The organism is Acidovorax sp. LjRoot204, assembly GCF_056175785.1.
Genome location: NZ_JBGFFF010000062.1, coordinates 1 through 18,903, shown reverse-complemented (window position 1 = coordinate 18,903; position 18,903 = coordinate 1). Strand labels below are relative to the sequence as shown.

The window sequence follows — 18,903 nt, the reverse complement described above, 5'->3', positions numbered from 1 at the left end:
ATGCAACGCCGCACCTTGCTGACCGCCGCCGGCTACACCACGGCCTGGAGCACCCTGGGCATCATGTCGCTGGGCACCGCCCAGGCCCAGGTCGCCGACCTGAACGACGCCATCAACAAGGCAGGTCGCCAGCGCATGCTGAGCCAGCGCATGGGCAAGGCCTGGCTGGCGTTGGCGCACAAATCCGACACGCCAGCCGCGCGCGCCGTGCTGGACCAGTCGCTGGCGCTGTTCGAGCGCCAGCTGGGCGAACTCAAGGCCTACGCGCCCTCGCCCACCATCCGCGACACCTACACCCAGCTGGAATCGGCCTGGACCGACCACAAGGCCACGCTGCTGGGCACCAGCCCGTCGCGCGACGGCGCTGCCGCCTTGCTGCAGGCCGACGCCAAGGTGCTGGCCCTGGCCCACCAGGGCACCGTGCAGTACGAAGCCGCCTCGGGCAAGCCCGTGGGCAAGCTGGTCAACGTGGCAGGCCGCCAGCGCATGCTGAGCCAGCGCATGGCCAAGTTCTGCCTGTCGGCCATGCTGGGGGTGGACACCTCCACCGCCACCACCGAGATCGCCAAGGCGCGTGACGAGTTCATCAGCGCCACCGAGCTGCTGCGCAATGCCCCACAGGCCACCGATCGCATCCGGCAAGAGCTGCTGCTGGCCGATGGCCAGTGGGTGTTTTTTGACGCCGCGTTGCAACGCCTGGGCACCAGCAACAACACCTTCCGCCAGGTGTCGGAAGTGTTTGTGAGCAGCGAGAACCTGCTCGCCAKCATGGACCGCGTGACCGGCCTGTATGCAGCGCTGGGCAGCAGCTGAAGGCCTGCCCTGCAACGGCCCCCTGCACGCCCCCGACATCCCACCGAACAACACCAAGGACGATTCCCATGACCACCAACAACCCAACCCCTGAATGGAAGCTGATCTGCCGGGTGGACGACATCCCCGTGCTGGGCTCACGCCGCGTGGCGCGCCCCCAGGGCCTGGACGTGGCTATCTTCCGCAACGACGCCGGTGGCGTGTTCGCGCTGCTGGACCGCTGCCCCCACAAGGGCGGCCCGCTAAGCCAGGGCATCGTGTTTGGCACCCATGTGGCGTGCCCCCTGCACAACTGGACCATTGGCCTGTGCGACGGCCAGGCCTCGGCGCCCGATGAGGGCTGCACGCCGAAGTTTGCCGTGAAGGTGGAAGACGGCGCGGTGTACCTGGACGCGAGCGAGCTGGCGACGGTGGCCACGGATTTGACGCGCCCCATCGCAGGGCCTGCGCGCAGGACGGTGGGCGTGTGAGCGGTGGAGAGTGTTGCGCCCCATGCGCCGCATGCGTACCCGGCGAGGACACGACAACACTATCAAAACAATAGCTGACAGCACAACATGCACTAGCGCCTGAGGCCAAAACAACCCCAACCACGCCATGCAAGAAACCAAATCCACCTGCCCCTACTGCGGCGTAGGCTGCGGCGTGATCATCGAAAGCACAGGCACCCAGATCACCGGTGTGCGCGGCGACCCCACACACCCCGCCAACTTTGGCCGCCTGTGCACCAAGGGCTCGACCCTGCACCTCACAGCCACCAGCCCGGTCACCCTGCAAACCCGCCTGCTGCACCCCCTGCAACGCGCACAGCGCAACGAAGCCGCCCTGCCCGTGACCTGGGATGCCGCACTGACGCTGGCGGCCGACCGGTTCGCCCACACCATCGCCCAGCACGGCCCTGACGCCGTGGGCTTCTACGTCAGCGGCCAGTTGCTCACCGAGGACTACTACGTCTTCAACAAGCTCGCCAAGGGCCTGATCGGCACCAACAACATCGACACCAACTCGCGCCTGTGCATGAGCAGCGCTGTGGCCGGCTACAAGCARACGCTGGGCGCCGACGCGCCGCCSGCCTGCTAYGACGACGTGAACCACGCGCARTGCCTKTTCATCGTGGGCAGCAATGCSGCSTGGGCSCACCCSATCCTGTTCCGCCGCATCGARGAYGCRMRSGCCGCSAACCCCGGSMTGAAGRTCATCGTGGCCGACCCRCGCCGCACCGACACGGYGGGCATSGCCGATCTGTTCCTGCCSATCCARCCCGGCASSGACGTSATGCTGTTCAACGGCATGCTGCACCTGATGCTGTGGGAAGGCTGGACCGACGCCGAATACATCGCCGCGCACACCACGGGCTTTGACGAACTCAAGGCCCTGGTGCGCGACTGCACGCCCGAGCGCGTGGCGCAGACCTGCGGCATCAGCGTGGCCGACCTGACCACTGCGGCCAAGTGGTTTGCGACATCGAAAGCCACCCTGAGCCTGTATTGCCAGGGCCTCAACCAAAGCAGCAGCGGCACGGCCAAGAACGCCACACTCATCAACCTGCACCTGGCCACCGCGCAGATCGGCAAACCCGGCGCGGGCCCCTTCAGCCTGACGGGCCAGCCCAACGCCATGGGCGGGCGCGAGGTGGGCGGCCTTGCCAACTTGCTCAGCGCCCACCGCGACCTGGCCAACCCGCAGCACCGCGCCGAAGTCGCCGCGCTCTGGGGCGTGGCCGATGTGCCCAGCAAGCCCGGCAAGACGGCCGTAGAGATGTTCCAGGCCGCCGCCGACGGCGAGATCAAGGCCCTGTGGATTGCCTGCACCAACCCCGCGCAAAGCATGCCCGACCAGGCCACCGTGCGCCGCGCGCTGCAGCGCGCCGAGTTTGTGGTGGTGCAAGAAGCCTTTGCCACTGCCGCCACCTGCGCCTTTGCCGACCTGCTGCTGCCCGCCACCACCTGGGGTGAAAAGACCGGCACGGTGACCAACAGCGAGCGCCGCATCTCCCGCGTGCGCCCTGCCGTGCCCGCGCCCGGCCTGGCGCGGCACGACTGGGCCATTGCGGTGCAGTTTGCGCACCAGCTGGAGGCACGCCTGCGGCCTGGCGCGCCGACGCTGTTCCCGTACGCCACCGACGCTGCCGATGCAGGCGCAGAAGCCGTGTGGAATGAACACCGCGATAGCACGCGCGGGCGCGACCTGGACATCACCGGCTTGTCGTGGGAAATGCTTGAAGCCCAAGGCCCGCAGCAGTGGCCGCTGTCTGAAGGCGCCACCACCGGCAAGGCCCGCCTSTACGAAGACGGCATCTTCCCCACCGCCGATGGCCGTGCGCGTTTTACCTCGCATGCCTGGCAACCCACCGCAGAACAACGCGAATCGCGCTACCCCTTCAGCCTGACCACGGGCCGCCTGCGCGACCAGTGGCACGGCATGACCCGCACCGGTACGCTGGGCCGCCTGTTTGGCCATGTGGCCGAACCCAGCCTGCAGATGCACCCGCAGGACATGGAGCGGCGCAAGCTGGCCAGCGGCGACCTGGTGCATGTGACCAGCAAGCGCGGCTCCATCGTGGTGCCCGTGCAGGCCGACACCACGCTGGGCCTGTCGCAGGTGTTCATGGCGATGCACTGGGGCAGCGAATTTTTGAGCGGCGTGTCCTCCACCGGCGAACGGCTGGCGGGCGTGAATGCGCTCACCACCTCGGCGTTCTGCCCCACCTCCAAACAGCCCGAGCTGAAACACGCGGCCGTCAWGGTGCTCAAGGCCGAACTGCCGTGGACGCTGCTGGCCATGGCCTGGCTGCCTGCCGAAGGCGCACTGGCAGCGCGCGAAGCCTTGTCTGCGCTGATGGCGCAGTTTCCCTATTTTCAGTACACGAGTTGCGTGCCCTTCAGCAACAACACCCCGCTGGATGAGCCCGGCCGCGAGCGCACTGGCGTGCTGCTGCGCGCCGCCGCCCACGAGGCACCGCCCGATGCGTTGATCGCACAGATCGAGGCCCTGCTGGGCATGGCAGGCGCCGACACGCTGCGCTATGCCGACAAAAATCGAGGACAGCGCCGCGCCGCACGGCTGGCGCGCCAGGGCGACAACACCACGCTCGAAGGCATCGTGCTCGCTGGCGACACCAGCGCCGAAGGCTGGCTCAAGACCCTGCTGCAGGAAGAGCTTCCTGCACAGACCTACGGCCGCCTGCTGCTGGTGCCCGGCGCCAAGGCCCCCGTGGCCGTGCAGTCGCGCGGCAAACCGGTGTGCACCTGCTTCAACGTGACAGACGCCGCCATCACCGCCCAACTGGCGCACTGCCATGGCACCGACGACGACCGCCTGGCGCAACTGCAAGGCCAACTGCGCTGCGGCACCAACTGCGGCTCGTGCGTGCCCGAACTCAAGCGCATGGTGCGCAGCACGGGGCCACTGGCGTCCAAACCGCTCGCGCAGGCCGTCATATAACCAAAAGTTCTCTTGCTTGCAGGAAAATAGCCCTCGAACCAACAAACCCCACCAGGACTTGTGCAACAGGGCTCCAGCTAGGCGCTTTCGGCGCAGACAGTACGCCTGTACGGCAAGCCGAAACAACGACGCTGGCGCCCTGTTTCACAAGTCCCGCCAACAAAAGCCATGGGCATTAGCCAGTACATCAAGGAAATCGGCCGCGGCGCGCGCGGCGCCAAGCCGCTGACGCGCGAGCAGGCCACGGACCTGTTCGGCCAGGTGCTGGACGGCGCCGTGACCGACCTGGAGATTGGCGCCTTCTGCCTGGCCATGCGCATCAAGGGCGAGACGTCCGAAGAGATGTGCGGCTTTCTGGACGCCACCCACCAGCGCCTAGCGTTGCTGCCCGCCACCGACCGCCCGCTGATCGTGCTGCCCAGCTACAACGGCGCACGCAAGCTGCCGGTGCTGACGCCGCTGCTGGCGCTGCTGCTGGCCCGTCAAGGGTTGCCCGTACTGCTGCATGGCATGCGCACCGAGGCGCGGCGCGTTTTGGCATCGGATGTGCTCAATGCGCTAGAAGTATCTGCCCTGATGGCTCCTGAAAAGATAGCAAATGGCACGGTCCGCCATATCCACACGCAGCACCTGCACGCAGGGCTGGCACGCCTGCTGGCCGTGCGCGAGGTGGTGGGCCTGCGCAACCCAGGGCACAGTGTGGTCAAGCTGATGAGCCCGTGCGCGGGGCCGTCGGTGGTGGTCACGGCGTACACACACCCCGAATATTTCGAGATGCTGCAGAGCACCTTCCGCACCCTGGGGATGAACGCGTTGCTCTCGCGCGGGCTGGAGGGCGAGGTCGCCACGGACCCACGCCGCACCCCCCGCTACGACGGCTTTGTGCAAGGCGTGCATACGGTGCTGGAGGCACAACAACCGGGCACGGCCAGCGAGGTGCCCGGTCTGCCCGCCGAGATCGATGTGACCACCACAGCCGCCTACACGCGCCAGGTGCTGGCGGGCGATTTGCCCATTCCACACGCCATCGAACGGCAGGTGGAACATATCTTGCGACTGGTCGATCAAACCGTTTCGGAGACATCCCCATGAGCCGCCCCACGCCTTCCACCACATCGCCCACACCCCCACCCCACCTGGGCACCGGCGGCAGCTGCACGTTGGTGGGCGCAGGCCCGGGCGACCCGGAGCTGCTCACCCTCAAGGCGCTCAAGGCCATCCAGGCGGCCACCGTGCTGCTGGTGGATGACCTGGTGAGCGATGCCATCGTGGAGCACGCATCGCCCACGGCGCGCATCGTCTACGTGGGCAAGCGCGGCGGCTGCAARAGCACGCCRCAGGCCTTCATCGAAAAGCTGATGCTGATGGCCGTGAACGAAGGGGAGAACGTGGTGCGSCTCAAGGGCGGCGACCCCTTCATCTTCGGCCGSGGYGGCGAAGAGGTSGAGCACCTGCGTGCCGCCGGCGTGCAGGTCACCGTCATCAACGGCATCACCGCAGGCCTGGCGGGCCTGACCTCGCTGGGCGCACCGCTCACGCACCGTGAGCATGCCCATGGCGTGGTGTTTGTCACCGGCCACGCCAAGCCCGGTGACGCGGGCACCGACTGGCGCCAACTGGCCGCCACGGCGCGCGACGCCAAGCTCACGCTGGTCATCTACATGGGCGTAAGCGGCGCCGCCACCATCGAGCAAGAGCTGCTCTCCGGCCTGCCTGCAGACACACCGGTCGCCGTCATCCAGCACGCCAGCCTGCCCCACCAGCGGCATGCCATCACCACCCTGGGAGCGCTGCACGCCACCATCACCCGCGAAGGGCTGGCCAGCCCCTCGGTGATTGTGGTGGGCGATGTGGTGCGTGGTGTCGCACTGGCCGTGCAGGACGCTGGCGCAGTGCCGTTGCAGGCCCGGCGCGCGGGCTGAGCACACACAACGACCCCCACAATTCCACAGTCCCGATTGCGCGCTGCGCAGGTCGGGGATGCACCGTGCGCGAGCGCAAACCAATGTGCTTCAGTGCACGCCCACGCGCTGCGCAGCCGCGTGTTTCATCAAGCCTGGCCTCCCGCTCCACAGCACCGCATTGGGTCACGCAGCTGTACGCACATTGGCCCGGGTATTGCTTGAAGACATGCRTCTGAATGCAACACGCACAAGGAACACCATGGCAGCCTTCCCCCTCCCCGCACGCACTTCCAGCATGCCCACGCTGTCGTCCCCTGCACAGGCTCCATCGCGCGATGGGGGCATGTCGCTCGTCAATCTTGCAGCGCGCCAGCGCATGCTGTCGCAGCGCATGGTGCTGCAAACCGTGCTGGCCGCGCGCGGCAGCGACCTGCACCTGAAGGCCGCGCGCAGCTCGCTCACGCTGTTCACCGACAGCCAGGCCCGGCTGGTGGACACGCCCCGCCACCTCGATGCCGCCAGCGGCGAAATCATCCGCAAGGCCTATCACGGCCCCCAGGGTGTGGGCGCCACCATCGACGCGTTTGCCCAGCAGGTGGGCACGGCGCTGGACTTGGCCGAGCGCCAGAGCCCGCGCGTGGAAGACGCCCTGGCTAGGCTGGTCGAAACCACCGACGGTGTGCTCGACGCACTCAACACGGCCACCACCGCGTTCGACCAGGTGAGCAAGGCGCAGTCCGAAACCCTGATGAAAGAGCTGGCCGGCATCGTGGCCTCGATCCAGACCGTGGCACGCGAGGCCAAGGTGGTCAGCTTCAACGCCCAGGTGATGGCAGCGCGTGCCGGGCAGCACGGGCGCGAGTTTGCGGTGGTGGCCAATGTGCTGTCAGGCATCACCAACGAAATTGACGGCCTGTCCCTGCAGGCGGTGTCATTGGCCGGACGCAGCCGCAACGCGGCCTGAGCAGCACAGCGTGAGGGGCAGAGAAAAGGCCCGGGGCGATGCGCCCAGGGCCTTGGAAGGCGTCCATTCAAGGCGCCCACTCAACGGCTTACTGCCCGGCGGTTTCTCGCACTTGCTGAAACCGCTGTGCCAGTTCCTTGCGCAGCGTCTTGCGGATCACCGCAGCGTCCCAGCGGCGGCGTTCGTCGGGGGTGGAAGGCGACAGTGGCGGCACCTGCACGGGCTTGCGCGCCTCATCCACCGCCACCATGGTGAAAAAGCAGCTGTTCACATGCCGCACCACCTGCGAACGGATCTCTTCGGCCACGACCTTGATGCCGACTTCCATCGACGAGCTGCCTGTGTAGTTCACGCTGGCCAGAAACGTCACCAGCTCGCCCACATGGATGGGCTGCAAAAACATCACCTGGTCCACGCTCAGCGTCACGGTGTAGCAGCCCGAATAGCGGCTGGCGCACGAGTACGCCACCTGGTCCAGCAGCTTGAGGATGGCGCCGCCGTGCACGTTGCCCGAAAAGTTGGCCATGTCGGGCGACATGAGCACGGTCATGCTGAGTTGGTGTGAAGGGATGTTCATGCAGCGATTTTAGAAAGCTGCGTGTGCTGCGTCGCGTGCAAGTTGAGCCCGGTGCACAGCGGGTGGCAGCTTCGCTACACTCGCGCAGCACCTGCTGACCGGGTGCGAGGAGGAACCGATGATCGAACTAGAAAAACTCAACGAATTCACCGAAAGCCACGGCGCATTGCGCACCGGCAAGGGGCTGGTGTCGGGCGTGATTGCACTCACGCTGGCCATCCTGTGCCTTCTGGGCGTGTTGGCCTTTCACTTCCCCGAGTACCTCACCACGCCGCAGCTGCGCAAGAGCTACGACGTGGCGGTGATACGCAACATCATGCTGGTGGCCATGGCAATTGCGGGCGGCATCTCGTTGGTCAACATCCTGTTCAACCGCGCCCGCTGGCTGGCCACCTTTGCGTTTGCCATCGTGGCGATTGCCGCGCTGCTGGGCGGCCACAAGGTGGAGGTGGACCCGAACTTCCCCGACAACACACCCTACATCGGCCTCGACTGGTTCATCCTGGACCTGCTGGGCAGCTCGCTGATCTTCATCTTCATCGAGAAGCTGTTTGCGCTGCGCAAGGACCAGCCCATCTTCCGCGCCGAGTGGCAGACGGACTTTCACCACTTCATCGTCAACCACATGGTGGTGGGCTTTGTGCTGCTGGCCACCAACCTCATCGTGCACAAGTTCTTTGGCTGGGCGGCGAGCGACGGCATTCGCGGCTGGGTGCAGGGGCTGAACTTCTGGGTGGCACTGTTTCTCATCATCCTGGTGGCCGACCTGGTGCAGTACTGGACSCACCGCGCCTACCACGAGGTSCCSSTGCTGTGGCGCCTGCAYGCSGTGCACCACAGCGTSAARAGCATGGACTGGATGGCSGGCTCGCGCCAGCACATCYTSGAGCTGCTRATCACSCGCACGCTGGTGCTGGCSCCSATCTAYGTGCTGGGCTTYWSCAAGGAAGTGATCGACGCRTACATCGTGGTGGTGGGCTTCCAGGCSGTGTTCAACCACKSCAAYGTGAGCGTSCGSCTSGGGCCGCTGCGCTACGTGMTSGTCACGCCCAACTTCCACCACTGGCACCACAGCCAGGACSWGGAGGCGCTCGACAAGAACTACGCCGCGCACTTCGCGTTTCTGGACTACCTGTTTGGCACCGCCGTCAAAAGCACCAAGCTCTGGCCCGAGCAMTATGGCGTGCTGGGCGACTACGTGCCCAACGGCTTTGTGAAGCAGTTCAAGTTTCCGTTCACCTGGAAGGGATGAGGACTCTTCAGGTGCAGGGCCAGGGATGTCCTGCATAACCCTCGCGAGGCGGTGGTAGTGCGGATCGGGGCAGGCCGCAAGGCGTCTTTTTGCAGCCAATAGCCGTGCTACTGGCAAGAAAAGCAACGCAGCGGATGGTCCGAGTCCGCGCTATCACTGACCGCAGGGAGTTATGCAGGACATCCCTAGGGCATCGCCGCCAGCTCTCGCTCCAGCACCCGCAGTTGCTCGCGCAGGGCCTCGGTCCGTTCTTCACACGCGGCTTTGGCATCGGCGGCCTTTTCCGCACCCTCCTGCACAAACTGGTTGCCCGACGGCAGGTTGCCGCGCCGCAGCGGCCCTGCCGTGGCCACGGCATTGGGCTGGGCCGTGCATTCACGTTGGTTGCGCTCGATAGCGGCGCGCGCCTGGGGGATGCCCTGGGTCTGCAGGTAATTCTTGCGCTGCCAGGTGGGGCCAAATGCGCCCTCGGCCAAAGGCGCTGCAGTCGGCTGCACAGGGGTGGCGCCACGGGTGGTGGGGCGCACGTCGATCTTCTCGCCCTCGCCCGCACAAGGCGCGTCCTGGAACGACACCTTGCCATTGGCGTCCGTGCACTTGTTGATGGCCCAGGCGGGGGCCAGGCAGCCCAGCGCCAGGGCACAGAGGGCGTAGCGGATCAAAGTCATGGTGTTGTCCTCGGCAGGTCCTTGCCACATGCTACCGCGCCGCATGGGGCGGGGCGAATCGCACCGTCTTGCGCGGGTGCCGTCAGAGCCGTGGGTGGATAGACACATGTCCCTAAGATGACGCGCCCCCGGTAGAAACCCGGTGCGTGCGGGGCACAGCGCCCTCCTACCATCGCCGCTCTTCGGGGCCTCGCAGCCCTTTGAATCGGTTTTTTGCTGGAGATGCTGTGTGATGAAGACCCCGAATGCAAATGCGTGGCCCGCCGACCAGGGGCTGCCCCTGGCGCGCCGCCGCAGCCTGGTCCTTGCGCTGGCCGGTAGCGCGGCCCTGGCTGGCCTGCCCGCCCGCGCACAGCCCGCCGGCGGCGGCAAGGGAGACATCCTCATCGGCCGCTCAACCGCACTGTCAGGCGGCATGGCGCCGTTTTTGTCGCCCATCCACGAGGGGCAGGAGGCCGCCGTGGAAGACGCCAACTCCAAGGGCGGCATCGGTGGCCGCAAGATCCGGCTGGTGTCGCTGGACGATGGTTTTGACGCCCGCCGTGCGCTGGACAACGCCAAGCAGCTGAGCGAAAAAGACGGCGTGCTGGCACTGTTTGGCGTGGCCGGCACCTCGCAGGTCATGACGCTGCTGCCCTACCTGGCGCAGGCCAAACTGCCGCTGATCTCCGTGTACACCGGCAGCCCCGCCGTCCGCGCGCAGCAGCACCCCTACCTCTTCACCACCCGCGCCAGCTATGCCGACGAACTGGTGAAGATCGTGCGCAACCTGGTGGCCGTGCAGACCTCGCGCATTGCTGTGGCCTACGAAAACAATGACTTCGGCAAACTGCTGCTGCCCCTGGTGGAAAAGACGGTTGCCGCCGAGGGTGCTGCGCTGGCCGGCTCGCACGCACTAGCCTCATCGGGCGAAGACGCGAACGAAGCCGCCAAGGCCCTGGCCACCCAAAAGCCGCAGGCCGTGCTGCTGGTGGCAGCAGGCCCGTCGGTAGTGGCCTATGTGCGGGCCAACCGCGCTCACCTGGGCGTGCCCATCTACACCCTGTCGCTGGGCGCAGGCACCGCTGTGCTCAAGGCGCTGGGCGACGATGCGCGTGGCCTGGCGGTGGCGCGAACGGGCCCCTCGCCCACCAAGCCCACCATTGCGCTCACGCGGGACTTCCAGGCCTCCATGAAGCGCTACGACAAGCCCGTGGATTACGACCGCTATACCGGCTACATGGACGCGCGCGTACTCATCGAAGGCCTGCGCGCCGCAGGCCCCGGTGTCACACGCACCAGCCTGGTCACGGCCATGGAGGGCCTGGGCAACCTGGACCTGGGAGGCTTCAGCTACCAGTTCAGCCCGCAGAACCACCATGGGTCCAACTATGTGGACATTGCGGTGGTGGGCACTGGCGGGGTGTACAGGCAGTAAGCGCCGCATCAGCAGTCGCTGGCGGCTTCGGCGCCAGCGGGCCTGCAGGGCATGGCACACCGCGTGGGCGTCCCACCCGGTGAGTTGTGCCACCAGAACAACAAAAACCCGCACCTTGGGGCAATATCTGCCACGTTTTTGCGAATAGTTCGCATTTGTATTTAAAATTTTACAAATCCCAGCCAGCCGTGCATCCCGTCGGAGGAGCGTTGCCAGCCAGCCTGCCAACGCATTTCCCCCAGGAGCCCTTTCATGCACGCACCCCGCAGACAGCTTGTCTGTGCCCTCCATCCTCTGGCGGTGGCCGCCTTCCTCGCAGCCAACATGATGGGCACCGCCAGTGCCCAGACCGCCGCCGGGTCACCAGCGCCCGCCGCCGAACCCTCCCTCTCGGGCACAGCCAACACCGACCAGGTCGTGGAGCCCAAGGCGCTGGACAGCGTCACCGTGTCGGGTGCGCGCGAGAGCGCATCCACCCGCCTCCAGCTCACGCCGCGTGAAACGCCGCAGTCCGTCAGCACGGTGACGCGCGCGCAGATCGAGCGCCAGTCGCTCACCAGCATTGACAGCGTGCTGCGCAACGTGAACGGCATTGCCGTGAGCTTCTACGACACGCAGCGCCCGCTGTACTACGCGCGCGGCTTCCAGATCACCGACTTCCAGACCGACGGCCTGCCCAGCTACAGCAGCAGCACCAACCAGGAGTTCGACACCGCGCTGTACGAGCGCATCGACATCGTGCGCGGCGCCAACGGCATCCAGACCGGTGTGGGCGTGCCTTCGGCCACAATCAACATGATCCGCAAGCGCCCCCAGCGCGAATTCGCCGCGTCTGTGGCGCTCACGGCGGGTTCTTGGAACCTGTACCGGGGCGAGCTGGACATCAACGCACCCCTCAACAGCGACGGCAGCGTGCGCAGCCGCCTGGTCGTGGCCCCGCAGAAGAAAGAGAGCTTCCGCGACCGCTACTCCGAGGACAAGACCGCCCTGCTGGCCGCGGTGGAGGCCGACATCGGCACCGCCACCGTGGTGTCGCTGGGCTACCAGCGCCAGTCCAACGACCCCAAGGCGCCGATCTGGGGCACCATCCCGCGTTTTGCGACCACGGGCGTGCCGATTGACCTGCCGATATCCACCAGCTTCTCGCCGCCCTGGACGCGCTGGGAGCGCACCTCCGGCACGCTCTACGCCACGCTGGACCACCAGCTCAACGACGACTGGAGCCTGAAGGCCGCGCTGAACCACACCGAGGGCGACACATTCCGCCTGAGCACCTACGGCTATGGCGCCACCACCAGCCAGGCCCCCTTCATCAACCCGGTGACCGGCGCGGGCACGACCCTGTATGCCTCCGTGAGCGGCGGCAGCGAAACGCAGGACACGGTGGACGCCTACCTGTCGGGCAAGTTCGAGCTGGGCGGCCGCAAGCACGACCTGGTGGTGGGCATGAGCTCCACCCGCACCGCCACGCGCACCGATGGCTACACCTCGGTGGCGGGCTGGAGCTATGTGATCCCCAACATCTACACCTGGGATGGCAACGCGCCCGCACCCACCTATTCCAAGACCGGCGCCTGGCGCACACAGATCACGCAGCAGACGGGCCTGTTCGCCTCGGCACGCTGGCGCTTGGCCGACCCGCTGTCGGTGCTCACCGGCCTGCGCCTGACCGACTGGCACCGCCACTCCGACACCTATGGCACCACCGGCAGCTATGCAGGCCGCTCGGCGATCCAGGACGAGAACCGCAAGGTCACGCCCTTCATCGGCGCGGTGTACGACATCACGCCCACCCTGTCGGCCTACGCCAGCTACGCGCGCATCTTCAACCCGCAGAACTACAAGGACCGCAACAACAATCCGCTGTCGCCCGTCATCGGCAGCAATGCCGAGGCTGGCCTCAAGGCCGAGCTGTTCGAGCGCCGCATCCAGGCGCACTTTGCGGTGTTCCAGACCAAGCAAGACAACTTCGGCGTGCGCGACAGCGCCATCACCACACCGCTGCCCGACGGCAGCCTGCCCTACGTGGCCGTGAACGGCACGAAGTCCACCGGCTTCGAGCTGGAGTTTGCAGGCATGGCCACCCGGCAGTGGCGTGTGAGCGCGGGCCTGACCCGCGCCAAGGTCACGCGTGCCCCGACCGACCTGATCTACGCCAACATGCCCGACTACCTGCTGCAACTGGGCACGGACTACCAGCTGTCGGGCGCGCTGGCGCCGCTGTCGGTAGGCGGCAACCTGACTTGGCAAAGCGCCATCGAGGGCTTCAACATCCCGCACCCCAGCGGCACGGTGACGGTGAAGCAGTCGCCCAAGGCCATCCTCAACCTGCGCGCGTCCTGGCAGTTCAACCCCAAGGTGAGCGCCACGCTGGCGGTGAACAACGTGACCAACCAGAAGTACTGGGCCAACCTGGACTACGGCAACTATGCGGACCCGCGCAATCTGAGCGTGACGCTGCGCGCGGCTTTCTGACCGGCCTACCCGCAACACAAGAGGGAGCGAGGGGGCGACCGGGGCTTGCGCCGCAGCGGCATCGCGCCGTGCGGAGCAGGCCCCGGGGCAGCCGGGGGACAATCACACCTTTGTCTCTTTTGATGCCTTCCCGTGTCCCTCCCATTTTTTGACGCCATCATCATCGGCGCCGGCGCTGCCGGCCTGTTCTGCGCGGGCCAGGCGGGCCAGCGGGGCCTGAAGGTCTTGCTCATCGACCATGCCGACAAGGTGGCCGAAAAGATCCGCATCTCGGGCGGCGGGCGCTGCAACTTCACCAACCGCGACCTGGACCCGGCCGCGCCGCACAAACACTTTGTGGGGCAGAACCCGCAGTTCTGCCGCTCGGCGCTGTCGCGCTACACACCCGCCGATTTCATCGCGCTGGTGCAAAAGCACGGCATCCCGTTTCATGAAAAGCACAAGGGCCAGCTGTTTGCCGACCGCTCGGCCGAGGACATCATTGCCATGCTGCTGGCCGAGTGCGAGGCGGGTGGTGTGACCCACTGGCAGCCCTGTAGCGTCAAAAAAATAGACTTTTTGGCATCAAGCGCTAGTGAATCATGCCCGGGCAGCTATCAAATTGATACCGATCGTGGGCCGGTGTCGGCGGGTGCGCTGGTCATTGCCACCGGCGGCTTGTCCATCCCCAAGATCGGCGCCACCGACTTTGGCTACCGGCTCGCGCAGCAGTTCAGCATCCCGCTCATCGAGCGCAAGCCGGGCCTGGTGCCGCTGACCTTTGACGGTGCGGGCTGGGCGCCGTATGCGCAGCTGTCGGGGCTGGCGCTGCCGGTGCAGATCAGCACAGGGGCCAAGAAAACCCGCATGGCGTTTGACGAAGACCTGCTGTTCACCCACCGGGGCCTGTCGGGCCCCGCGGTGCTGCAGATCTCCAGCTACTGGCAGGAGGGCACGCCCCTGGCCATCAACCTGGCGCCCACGGTGGACCTGCCCGCTGCGCTGGCGCAGGGCAAGGCCCGCTCGCGCAAGCTGGTTGCCAACGAGCTGGCCACGCTGGTGCCGAGCCGCCTGGCCGACGCGTGGGCCAGCCGCGAGGCGGATTGGCAACGCCCCATCAACGAGGCCAGCGACAAGGCCCTGGCGCGCCTGGCGGAGCAGCTGGCGCGCTGGGAGCTGACGCCCACGGGCACCGAGGGCTACAAGAAAGCCGAAGTAACGCTGGGCGGCGTGGACACGCGCGCGCTGTCGCAGCAGACCATGGAGTGCAAGACGCAGCCCGGCCTGTACTTCATTGGCGAGGTGGTGGACGTGACAGGCTGGCTGGGCGGCTACAACTTTCAGTGGGCCTGGGCCAGCGCATATGCCTGCGCGCAGGCGCTGGCAGCAACACCCCCCTGAGGCCCTACGGGCCTTCCCCCTGCTCTCGCTACGCTACGCTGCGCGGGCAGGGGGACGACGCCCTCGCTGCGGGGCGGCCCTTGCCCGGCGTCCCGCGCGCGCGCAGCGCCCGTTTGACCGCTACGCTGCCGCTGCCTCTCGCGTCAACAATCCGCAATGCTGTCGGGCCCAGGCCTCCAGCTCCGGCACCGGCAGCGGGCGGCTGAAGTGGTAGCCCTGCAGCTCCTCGCAATCCAGCGCACTCAGCACCTGGGCCGTGGCCAGGTCTTCCACGCCCTCGGCCACGATGCGCAGCCCCAGCGTGTGGCCCAGCGCGATGATGGCGCGGGTGATGGCCATGTCGGCGGGGTTGGCCAGCATGTCGCGCACAAAGGACTTGTCCACCTTGAGGCGGTCGATGTCAAAGCGCTTCAGATAGGCCAGGCTGGAATACCCGGTGCCGAAATCGTCGATGGACAGCTGCACGCCCAGCGCCTTGAGCGCCGCCAGTTGCTGCTCGGCCGCATGGGCGTTGTCCATGAGCTGGGACTCGGTGATCTCCAGCTCCAGCCGGTGCGCCGGCATGCCGGTGCGCAGCAGCAGTGCCTCGATGTCGGTGACCAGCGCGGGGTCGGACATCTGCGCGGCCGAGAGGTTGACCGAGATCGACACCCGGGCCAGCGGGTGTGGCATCAAGGCATCGCCCGGGCCCGCCTCCAGCGCCAGCTGCTGCCAGCGCACCCACTGCTCGCAGGCTTGCTGCAACACCCAGCTGCCAATGGCGCGGATCATGCCGGTCTCTTCGGCGATGGGGATGAACTCGCTGGGCGGTATAGAGCCCAGCACCGGGCTGGTCCAGCGCAGCAGCGCCTCCACGCCCAACAGCTGGGTGCCCTGGGCGCTCAGGCGGGGCTGGTAGTGCAGGCTCAGCTCGTGGCGCTCCAGCGCGCGGCGAAGTTGCTGCTCCATGGTCTGGCGGGCCACCGCACGCTGGTCGGTCTCCATGGAATAGAACAGCGCCATGTCGCGGCCGGTGGTCTTGGCCTCGTACATGGCGGCGTCGGCGCGGCGCATGAGTTCGTCAATGTCGCTGCCATCCTCGGGGTACACGGCGATGCCCACGCTGCAGGACACATTGAGTTCATGCCCCTCCACCGGGTGGCTCTGGCGGATGAGCGGGATCAGCCGCCGCTCCACCAGCTGCTGCACATCCTCGCGCCCGGCCACGTCGCGCATCACCACCACAAACTCGTCGCCGCCCAGGCGGCTCACGGTGTCGCGGCTGCGCACGGCCTGCGTAAGGCGTGCGGCCACCGAGCGCAGCAGGCCATCGCCAATGTGGTGGCCCAGCGTGTCGTTGATGGCCTTGAAGCGGTCCAGGTCGATGAACAGCACCGCCACCTTCTCACCCGTGATCGGCGCCTGTGCCAGCGCCATCTGCAGGCGCTGCACACACAGCGATCGGTTGGGCAGCTCAGTGAGCACATCGTGGTGCGCCAGGAACTGGATGCGCTCCTCGTTGAGCTTGCGGTCGGTGATGTCGATGGCAATGCCGATGTGGTTGGCCACCGCACCGCCCTTGCCCTCGCGCACGGCCGACACCATGAGCCAGGCCGGGTAGGTCTCGCCCGAGCGGCGGCGAAACCGCACCTCGCCCTGCCACGACTCCTTGTCGAGCATGGTGCGCTGGATCTGCACCGACAGCGGCTCGGCGCCCGCCTCTTCCAGCAGAAAGCCCAGGTCTTCGCCAATGACCTCGTAGAAGTCGTAGTGCGTGCTGCGGCAGAACGCCTTGTTCACGCTGATGATCTGCTGCTCGGCGTTCATGATGATGATGCCCTCGGACGAGGCCTCGAACACCTTGGCCCAGAGCTCCAGGCGCTGCTCCATCACCTTGAGCACGTTGATGGGCGTGAAAGCGGTGAGCACCGAGTCGCGCCCCTGGAACTGCAGGCGCCGCGCCGACAGCACGGCCCACGAAGGCTCGGGGCTGCCCTTCCAGCGCACTTCAAATTCATCGACCGAGCCCTGGTCCGCCAGGCGCTGGAAGAAGCGCGCGCGCACGCCGGGCTCCAGCCCCACGGCCCAGGGGTCGGTCTTGCGGCCCCCCAGCCAGTGGGCCGCGGGTGCGTTGGAGTGCAGCACCTCGTGCTCGGGAATCGACGTGACCACCATGGGGATGGGGAAGGCCTCCACCAGCTCGCGCTGTGCCTCGGCCGCGCGGGCGCTGGCGGCCAACTCTTGCTGCAGCACACGGTCGCGGTCGAGCTGGGACAGCATCTCGTTGAACGCGGTAACCAGGCGGCCGATCTCGTCGCGGCTGGCCCAGTGCGCGCGCAGCGTGTGGTCGCCGCTCTTGCGCACCTCGTCGGCCACGCGGGCCAGTTGCTGCAGCGGTTTGGCGATCTGGCGCGCGACCAGGGTGACGAGCGAAAGGATGCAGCCCAGCAGCACCAGCGCCGTGCCCAAGTGCAACCACATGCGGGCAAACAGGCTGTCGGCGCGCTGGTTCAGCAAACGCTCCAGGTCCACAATGCCCACCGACCAGGCATCGCGCAGCGCGCCCAGCACCTGTGCCTCCTGCACACCCACTTGCGCCACCGTCAGGCGTGACTCGCCCGACGCAATGCCCTGCAGCAAGGCCTGAAAGCCCTCCTGCGCCGCCTTGAGCGCCTCGCGCTGGCGCACCAGCGCAGCCCGCATCTCGGGCGAGCCTGCAATGAACGCCTGGTTGTAGTCCGACTCGATACCCAGCATCACCGCATCCAGCCGCCCCACCAGCGTCAGCAGCTCGGACGACCACTGCGGCCCGCGCCGCGACGGCGCCGCATTCAAGAAGCTGACGGTGTCATGCACCGCCTGCAGCAGCTCGGGAAACCGCAGCACCACCAGCGACATCACGTAGTAGCTGTCCAGGTCCGGGTCCAGGATCAGGTTGGACTGGTTGCCCACCGTGGTGAGCAGCTCACGCCCCTCGCGCAGCAGCTGGCTGCGCAGCCGGGTGAGCGTCTGCGGATCAGCAGCTGGAGCGCCCCCTTGGGGCTGGCCCGTCAGCTGCTGCAGCGCCACGCCAAACCGCTGCCCCACCTCGGCCGTGTGCAGTTGTTCGTCGTGGGCTGCCCGCACGTCGTCCAGGCGGGTCAGCACATCGGCCACCAGCGGAGGCTGCTGCGAAGCATCCAGGAACTGCCCCATCAGCCCATCGCGCACCACGGCCGCGTAGGTCGTGCCCACCACCTCCTTGCGCGTGAAATCAATCGCCAGGTATTTTTCGTGGATCAGGATGCTGGAGACGTAGATCACCGCCGTCAGGTCCAGCAGATAGATGAGCATGAGCTTGCGGCCCACACTGAGCCGGCCCAGCCAACCCGATACGCGGTGCATGAATGCCATGGTGTCTGCGGCGGGGCCGCCCGGGCGGATGGCCAGGGCTCTCCACCGGTGAATAGGAGTGTTACAACGTGAAGCAACTTCCGCGCCATTGCGGTGCGGCCCGGCTGTCAGAAGCCCACCGGACGCCCTGTTCGGGGACAGACCGGCAATCCTTGCGCTCTGGGCGTGGATAAAGGCTATAATCTCCGGCTTTGCTGGCAATGCCCCGTCGGCCAAATACTAGTTACAGACGGGGAAACCGCTTTGTACGGACTTGAGGCCCGATCTCCCCAAGCCCCTCTGCAGGCACCATTTGGAAAACATTAGCTAATGACTACGATCCGCGTAAAAGAAAACGAACCCTTTGACGTTGCACTGCGCCGCTTCAAGCGCACCAWTGAAAAGCTCGGCCTGCTGACCGACCTGCGCGCCCGTGAGTTCTACGAAAAGCCCACCGCCGAGCGCAAGCGCAAGAAGGCTGCTGCCGTGAAGCGTCACTACAAGCGCGTTCGCAGCATGCAACTGCCCAAGAAGCTGTACTAAGTACCGCTTTGGCCCCGTCCTGATACGGAGTGCCGACAAACCCGCGCTAGGGACGCCAAGCGCGGGTTTTTGTTTTTGGGGTTTGCCAAAAGGCTTTCTGGCGTCGTTGCAACGC

Annotated in this window: 14 protein-coding genes; 11 read left to right on the top strand and 3 right to left on the bottom strand. The window is 66.6% G+C overall.

What is annotated here, in order from left to right:
• The 6 genes from AC04MI_RS12780 (at position 1) to AC04MI_RS12755 (ending at position 7,125) form a co-directional block, all read left to right on the top strand.
• Complete coding sequence (locus tag AC04MI_RS12780; protein ID WP_476497917.1) at positions 1 to 813, top strand: type IV pili methyl-accepting chemotaxis transducer N-terminal domain-containing protein; 813 nt, start codon at positions 1 to 3, stop codon at positions 811 to 813.
• A gap of 68 nt (positions 814 to 881) precedes the next feature.
• The gene (nirD, locus tag AC04MI_RS12775; RefSeq protein ID WP_005798149.1) at positions 882 to 1,283 is read left to right on the top strand and encodes a nitrite reductase small subunit NirD; all 402 of its coding nucleotides are present in this window, start codon (positions 882 to 884) and stop codon (positions 1,281 to 1,283) included.
• A gap of 127 nt (positions 1,284 to 1,410) precedes the next feature.
• Positions 1,411 to 4,257, top strand: coding sequence for a nitrate reductase (locus AC04MI_RS12770; protein ID WP_476497916.1), 2,847 nt, complete (start codon positions 1,411 to 1,413; stop codon positions 4,255 to 4,257).
• A 168-nt stretch (positions 4,258 to 4,425) separates the two neighbouring features.
• Positions 4,426 to 5,349, top strand: coding sequence for a DNA-binding protein YbiB (gene ybiB / locus AC04MI_RS12765; protein WP_436077847.1), 924 nt, complete (start codon positions 4,426 to 4,428; stop codon positions 5,347 to 5,349).
• Positions 5,346 to 6,179, top strand: coding sequence for a uroporphyrinogen-III C-methyltransferase (gene cobA, locus AC04MI_RS12760; protein ID WP_056743955.1), 834 nt, complete (start codon positions 5,346 to 5,348; stop codon positions 6,177 to 6,179). Before ybiB ends, cobA begins: the two co-directional genes overlap by 4 nt.
• A gap of 241 nt (positions 6,180 to 6,420) precedes the next feature.
• Positions 6,421 to 7,125 (top strand): methyl-accepting chemotaxis domain-containing protein, encoded by a 705-nt coding sequence (locus AC04MI_RS12755; protein WP_056743954.1) that lies wholly within the window; start codon positions 6,421 to 6,423, stop codon positions 7,123 to 7,125.
• An 88-nt stretch (positions 7,126 to 7,213) separates the two neighbouring features.
• Here AC04MI_RS12755 and AC04MI_RS12750 read toward each other — a convergent pair whose 3' ends face one another.
• Positions 7,214 to 7,702: an acyl-CoA thioesterase gene (locus tag AC04MI_RS12750; protein WP_056058237.1), complete on the bottom strand. Its 489-nt coding sequence runs from the start codon at positions 7,700 to 7,702 to the stop codon at positions 7,214 to 7,216.
• 118 nt (positions 7,703 to 7,820) lie between these two features.
• Here AC04MI_RS12750 and AC04MI_RS12745 point away from each other — a divergent pair, with 118 nt between their 5' ends.
• Positions 7,821 to 8,954, top strand: coding sequence for a sterol desaturase family protein (locus AC04MI_RS12745; protein ID WP_476497915.1), 1,134 nt, complete (start codon positions 7,821 to 7,823; stop codon positions 8,952 to 8,954).
• 185 nt (positions 8,955 to 9,139) lie between these two features.
• Here AC04MI_RS12745 and AC04MI_RS12740 read toward each other — a convergent pair whose 3' ends face one another.
• Positions 9,140 to 9,622, bottom strand: a complete 483-nt coding sequence (locus tag AC04MI_RS12740) for a DUF4124 domain-containing protein (RefSeq protein WP_436077846.1) — start codon at positions 9,620 to 9,622, stop codon at positions 9,140 to 9,142.
• Between the two features lie 232 nt (positions 9,623 to 9,854).
• Between AC04MI_RS12740 and AC04MI_RS12735 the strand changes: the two genes are divergently transcribed.
• The 3 genes from AC04MI_RS12735 (at position 9,855) to AC04MI_RS12725 (ending at position 14,894) form a co-directional block, all read left to right on the top strand.
• Positions 9,855 to 11,039: an ABC transporter substrate-binding protein gene (locus AC04MI_RS12735; RefSeq protein ID WP_436077845.1), complete on the top strand. Its 1,185-nt coding sequence runs from the start codon at positions 9,855 to 9,857 to the stop codon at positions 11,037 to 11,039.
• Between the two features lie 252 nt (positions 11,040 to 11,291).
• Positions 11,292 to 13,514, top strand: coding sequence for a TonB-dependent siderophore receptor (locus AC04MI_RS12730; protein WP_436077844.1), 2,223 nt, complete (start codon positions 11,292 to 11,294; stop codon positions 13,512 to 13,514).
• A 132-nt stretch (positions 13,515 to 13,646) separates the two neighbouring features.
• Positions 13,647 to 14,894 (top strand): BaiN/RdsA family NAD(P)/FAD-dependent oxidoreductase, encoded by a 1,248-nt coding sequence (locus AC04MI_RS12725; protein WP_436077843.1) that lies wholly within the window; start codon positions 13,647 to 13,649, stop codon positions 14,892 to 14,894.
• A 120-nt stretch (positions 14,895 to 15,014) separates the two neighbouring features.
• Here AC04MI_RS12725 and AC04MI_RS12720 read toward each other — a convergent pair whose 3' ends face one another.
• Entirely contained in the window at positions 15,015 to 18,266 is a 3,252-nt protein-coding gene (locus tag AC04MI_RS12720; RefSeq protein WP_436077842.1) for an EAL domain-containing protein, read from the bottom strand.
• 309 nt (positions 18,267 to 18,575) lie between these two features.
• On the opposite strand from AC04MI_RS12720, the gene rpsU reads away from it, so the two are divergent.
• Positions 18,576 to 18,788 carry a 30S ribosomal protein S21 gene (gene rpsU, locus AC04MI_RS12715; RefSeq protein ID WP_476497914.1) on the top strand — a complete coding sequence of 71 codons (213 nt, stop codon included), beginning with the start codon at positions 18,576 to 18,578 and terminating at the stop codon, positions 18,786 to 18,788.
• Positions 18,789 to 18,903: the final 115 nt, after the last annotated feature.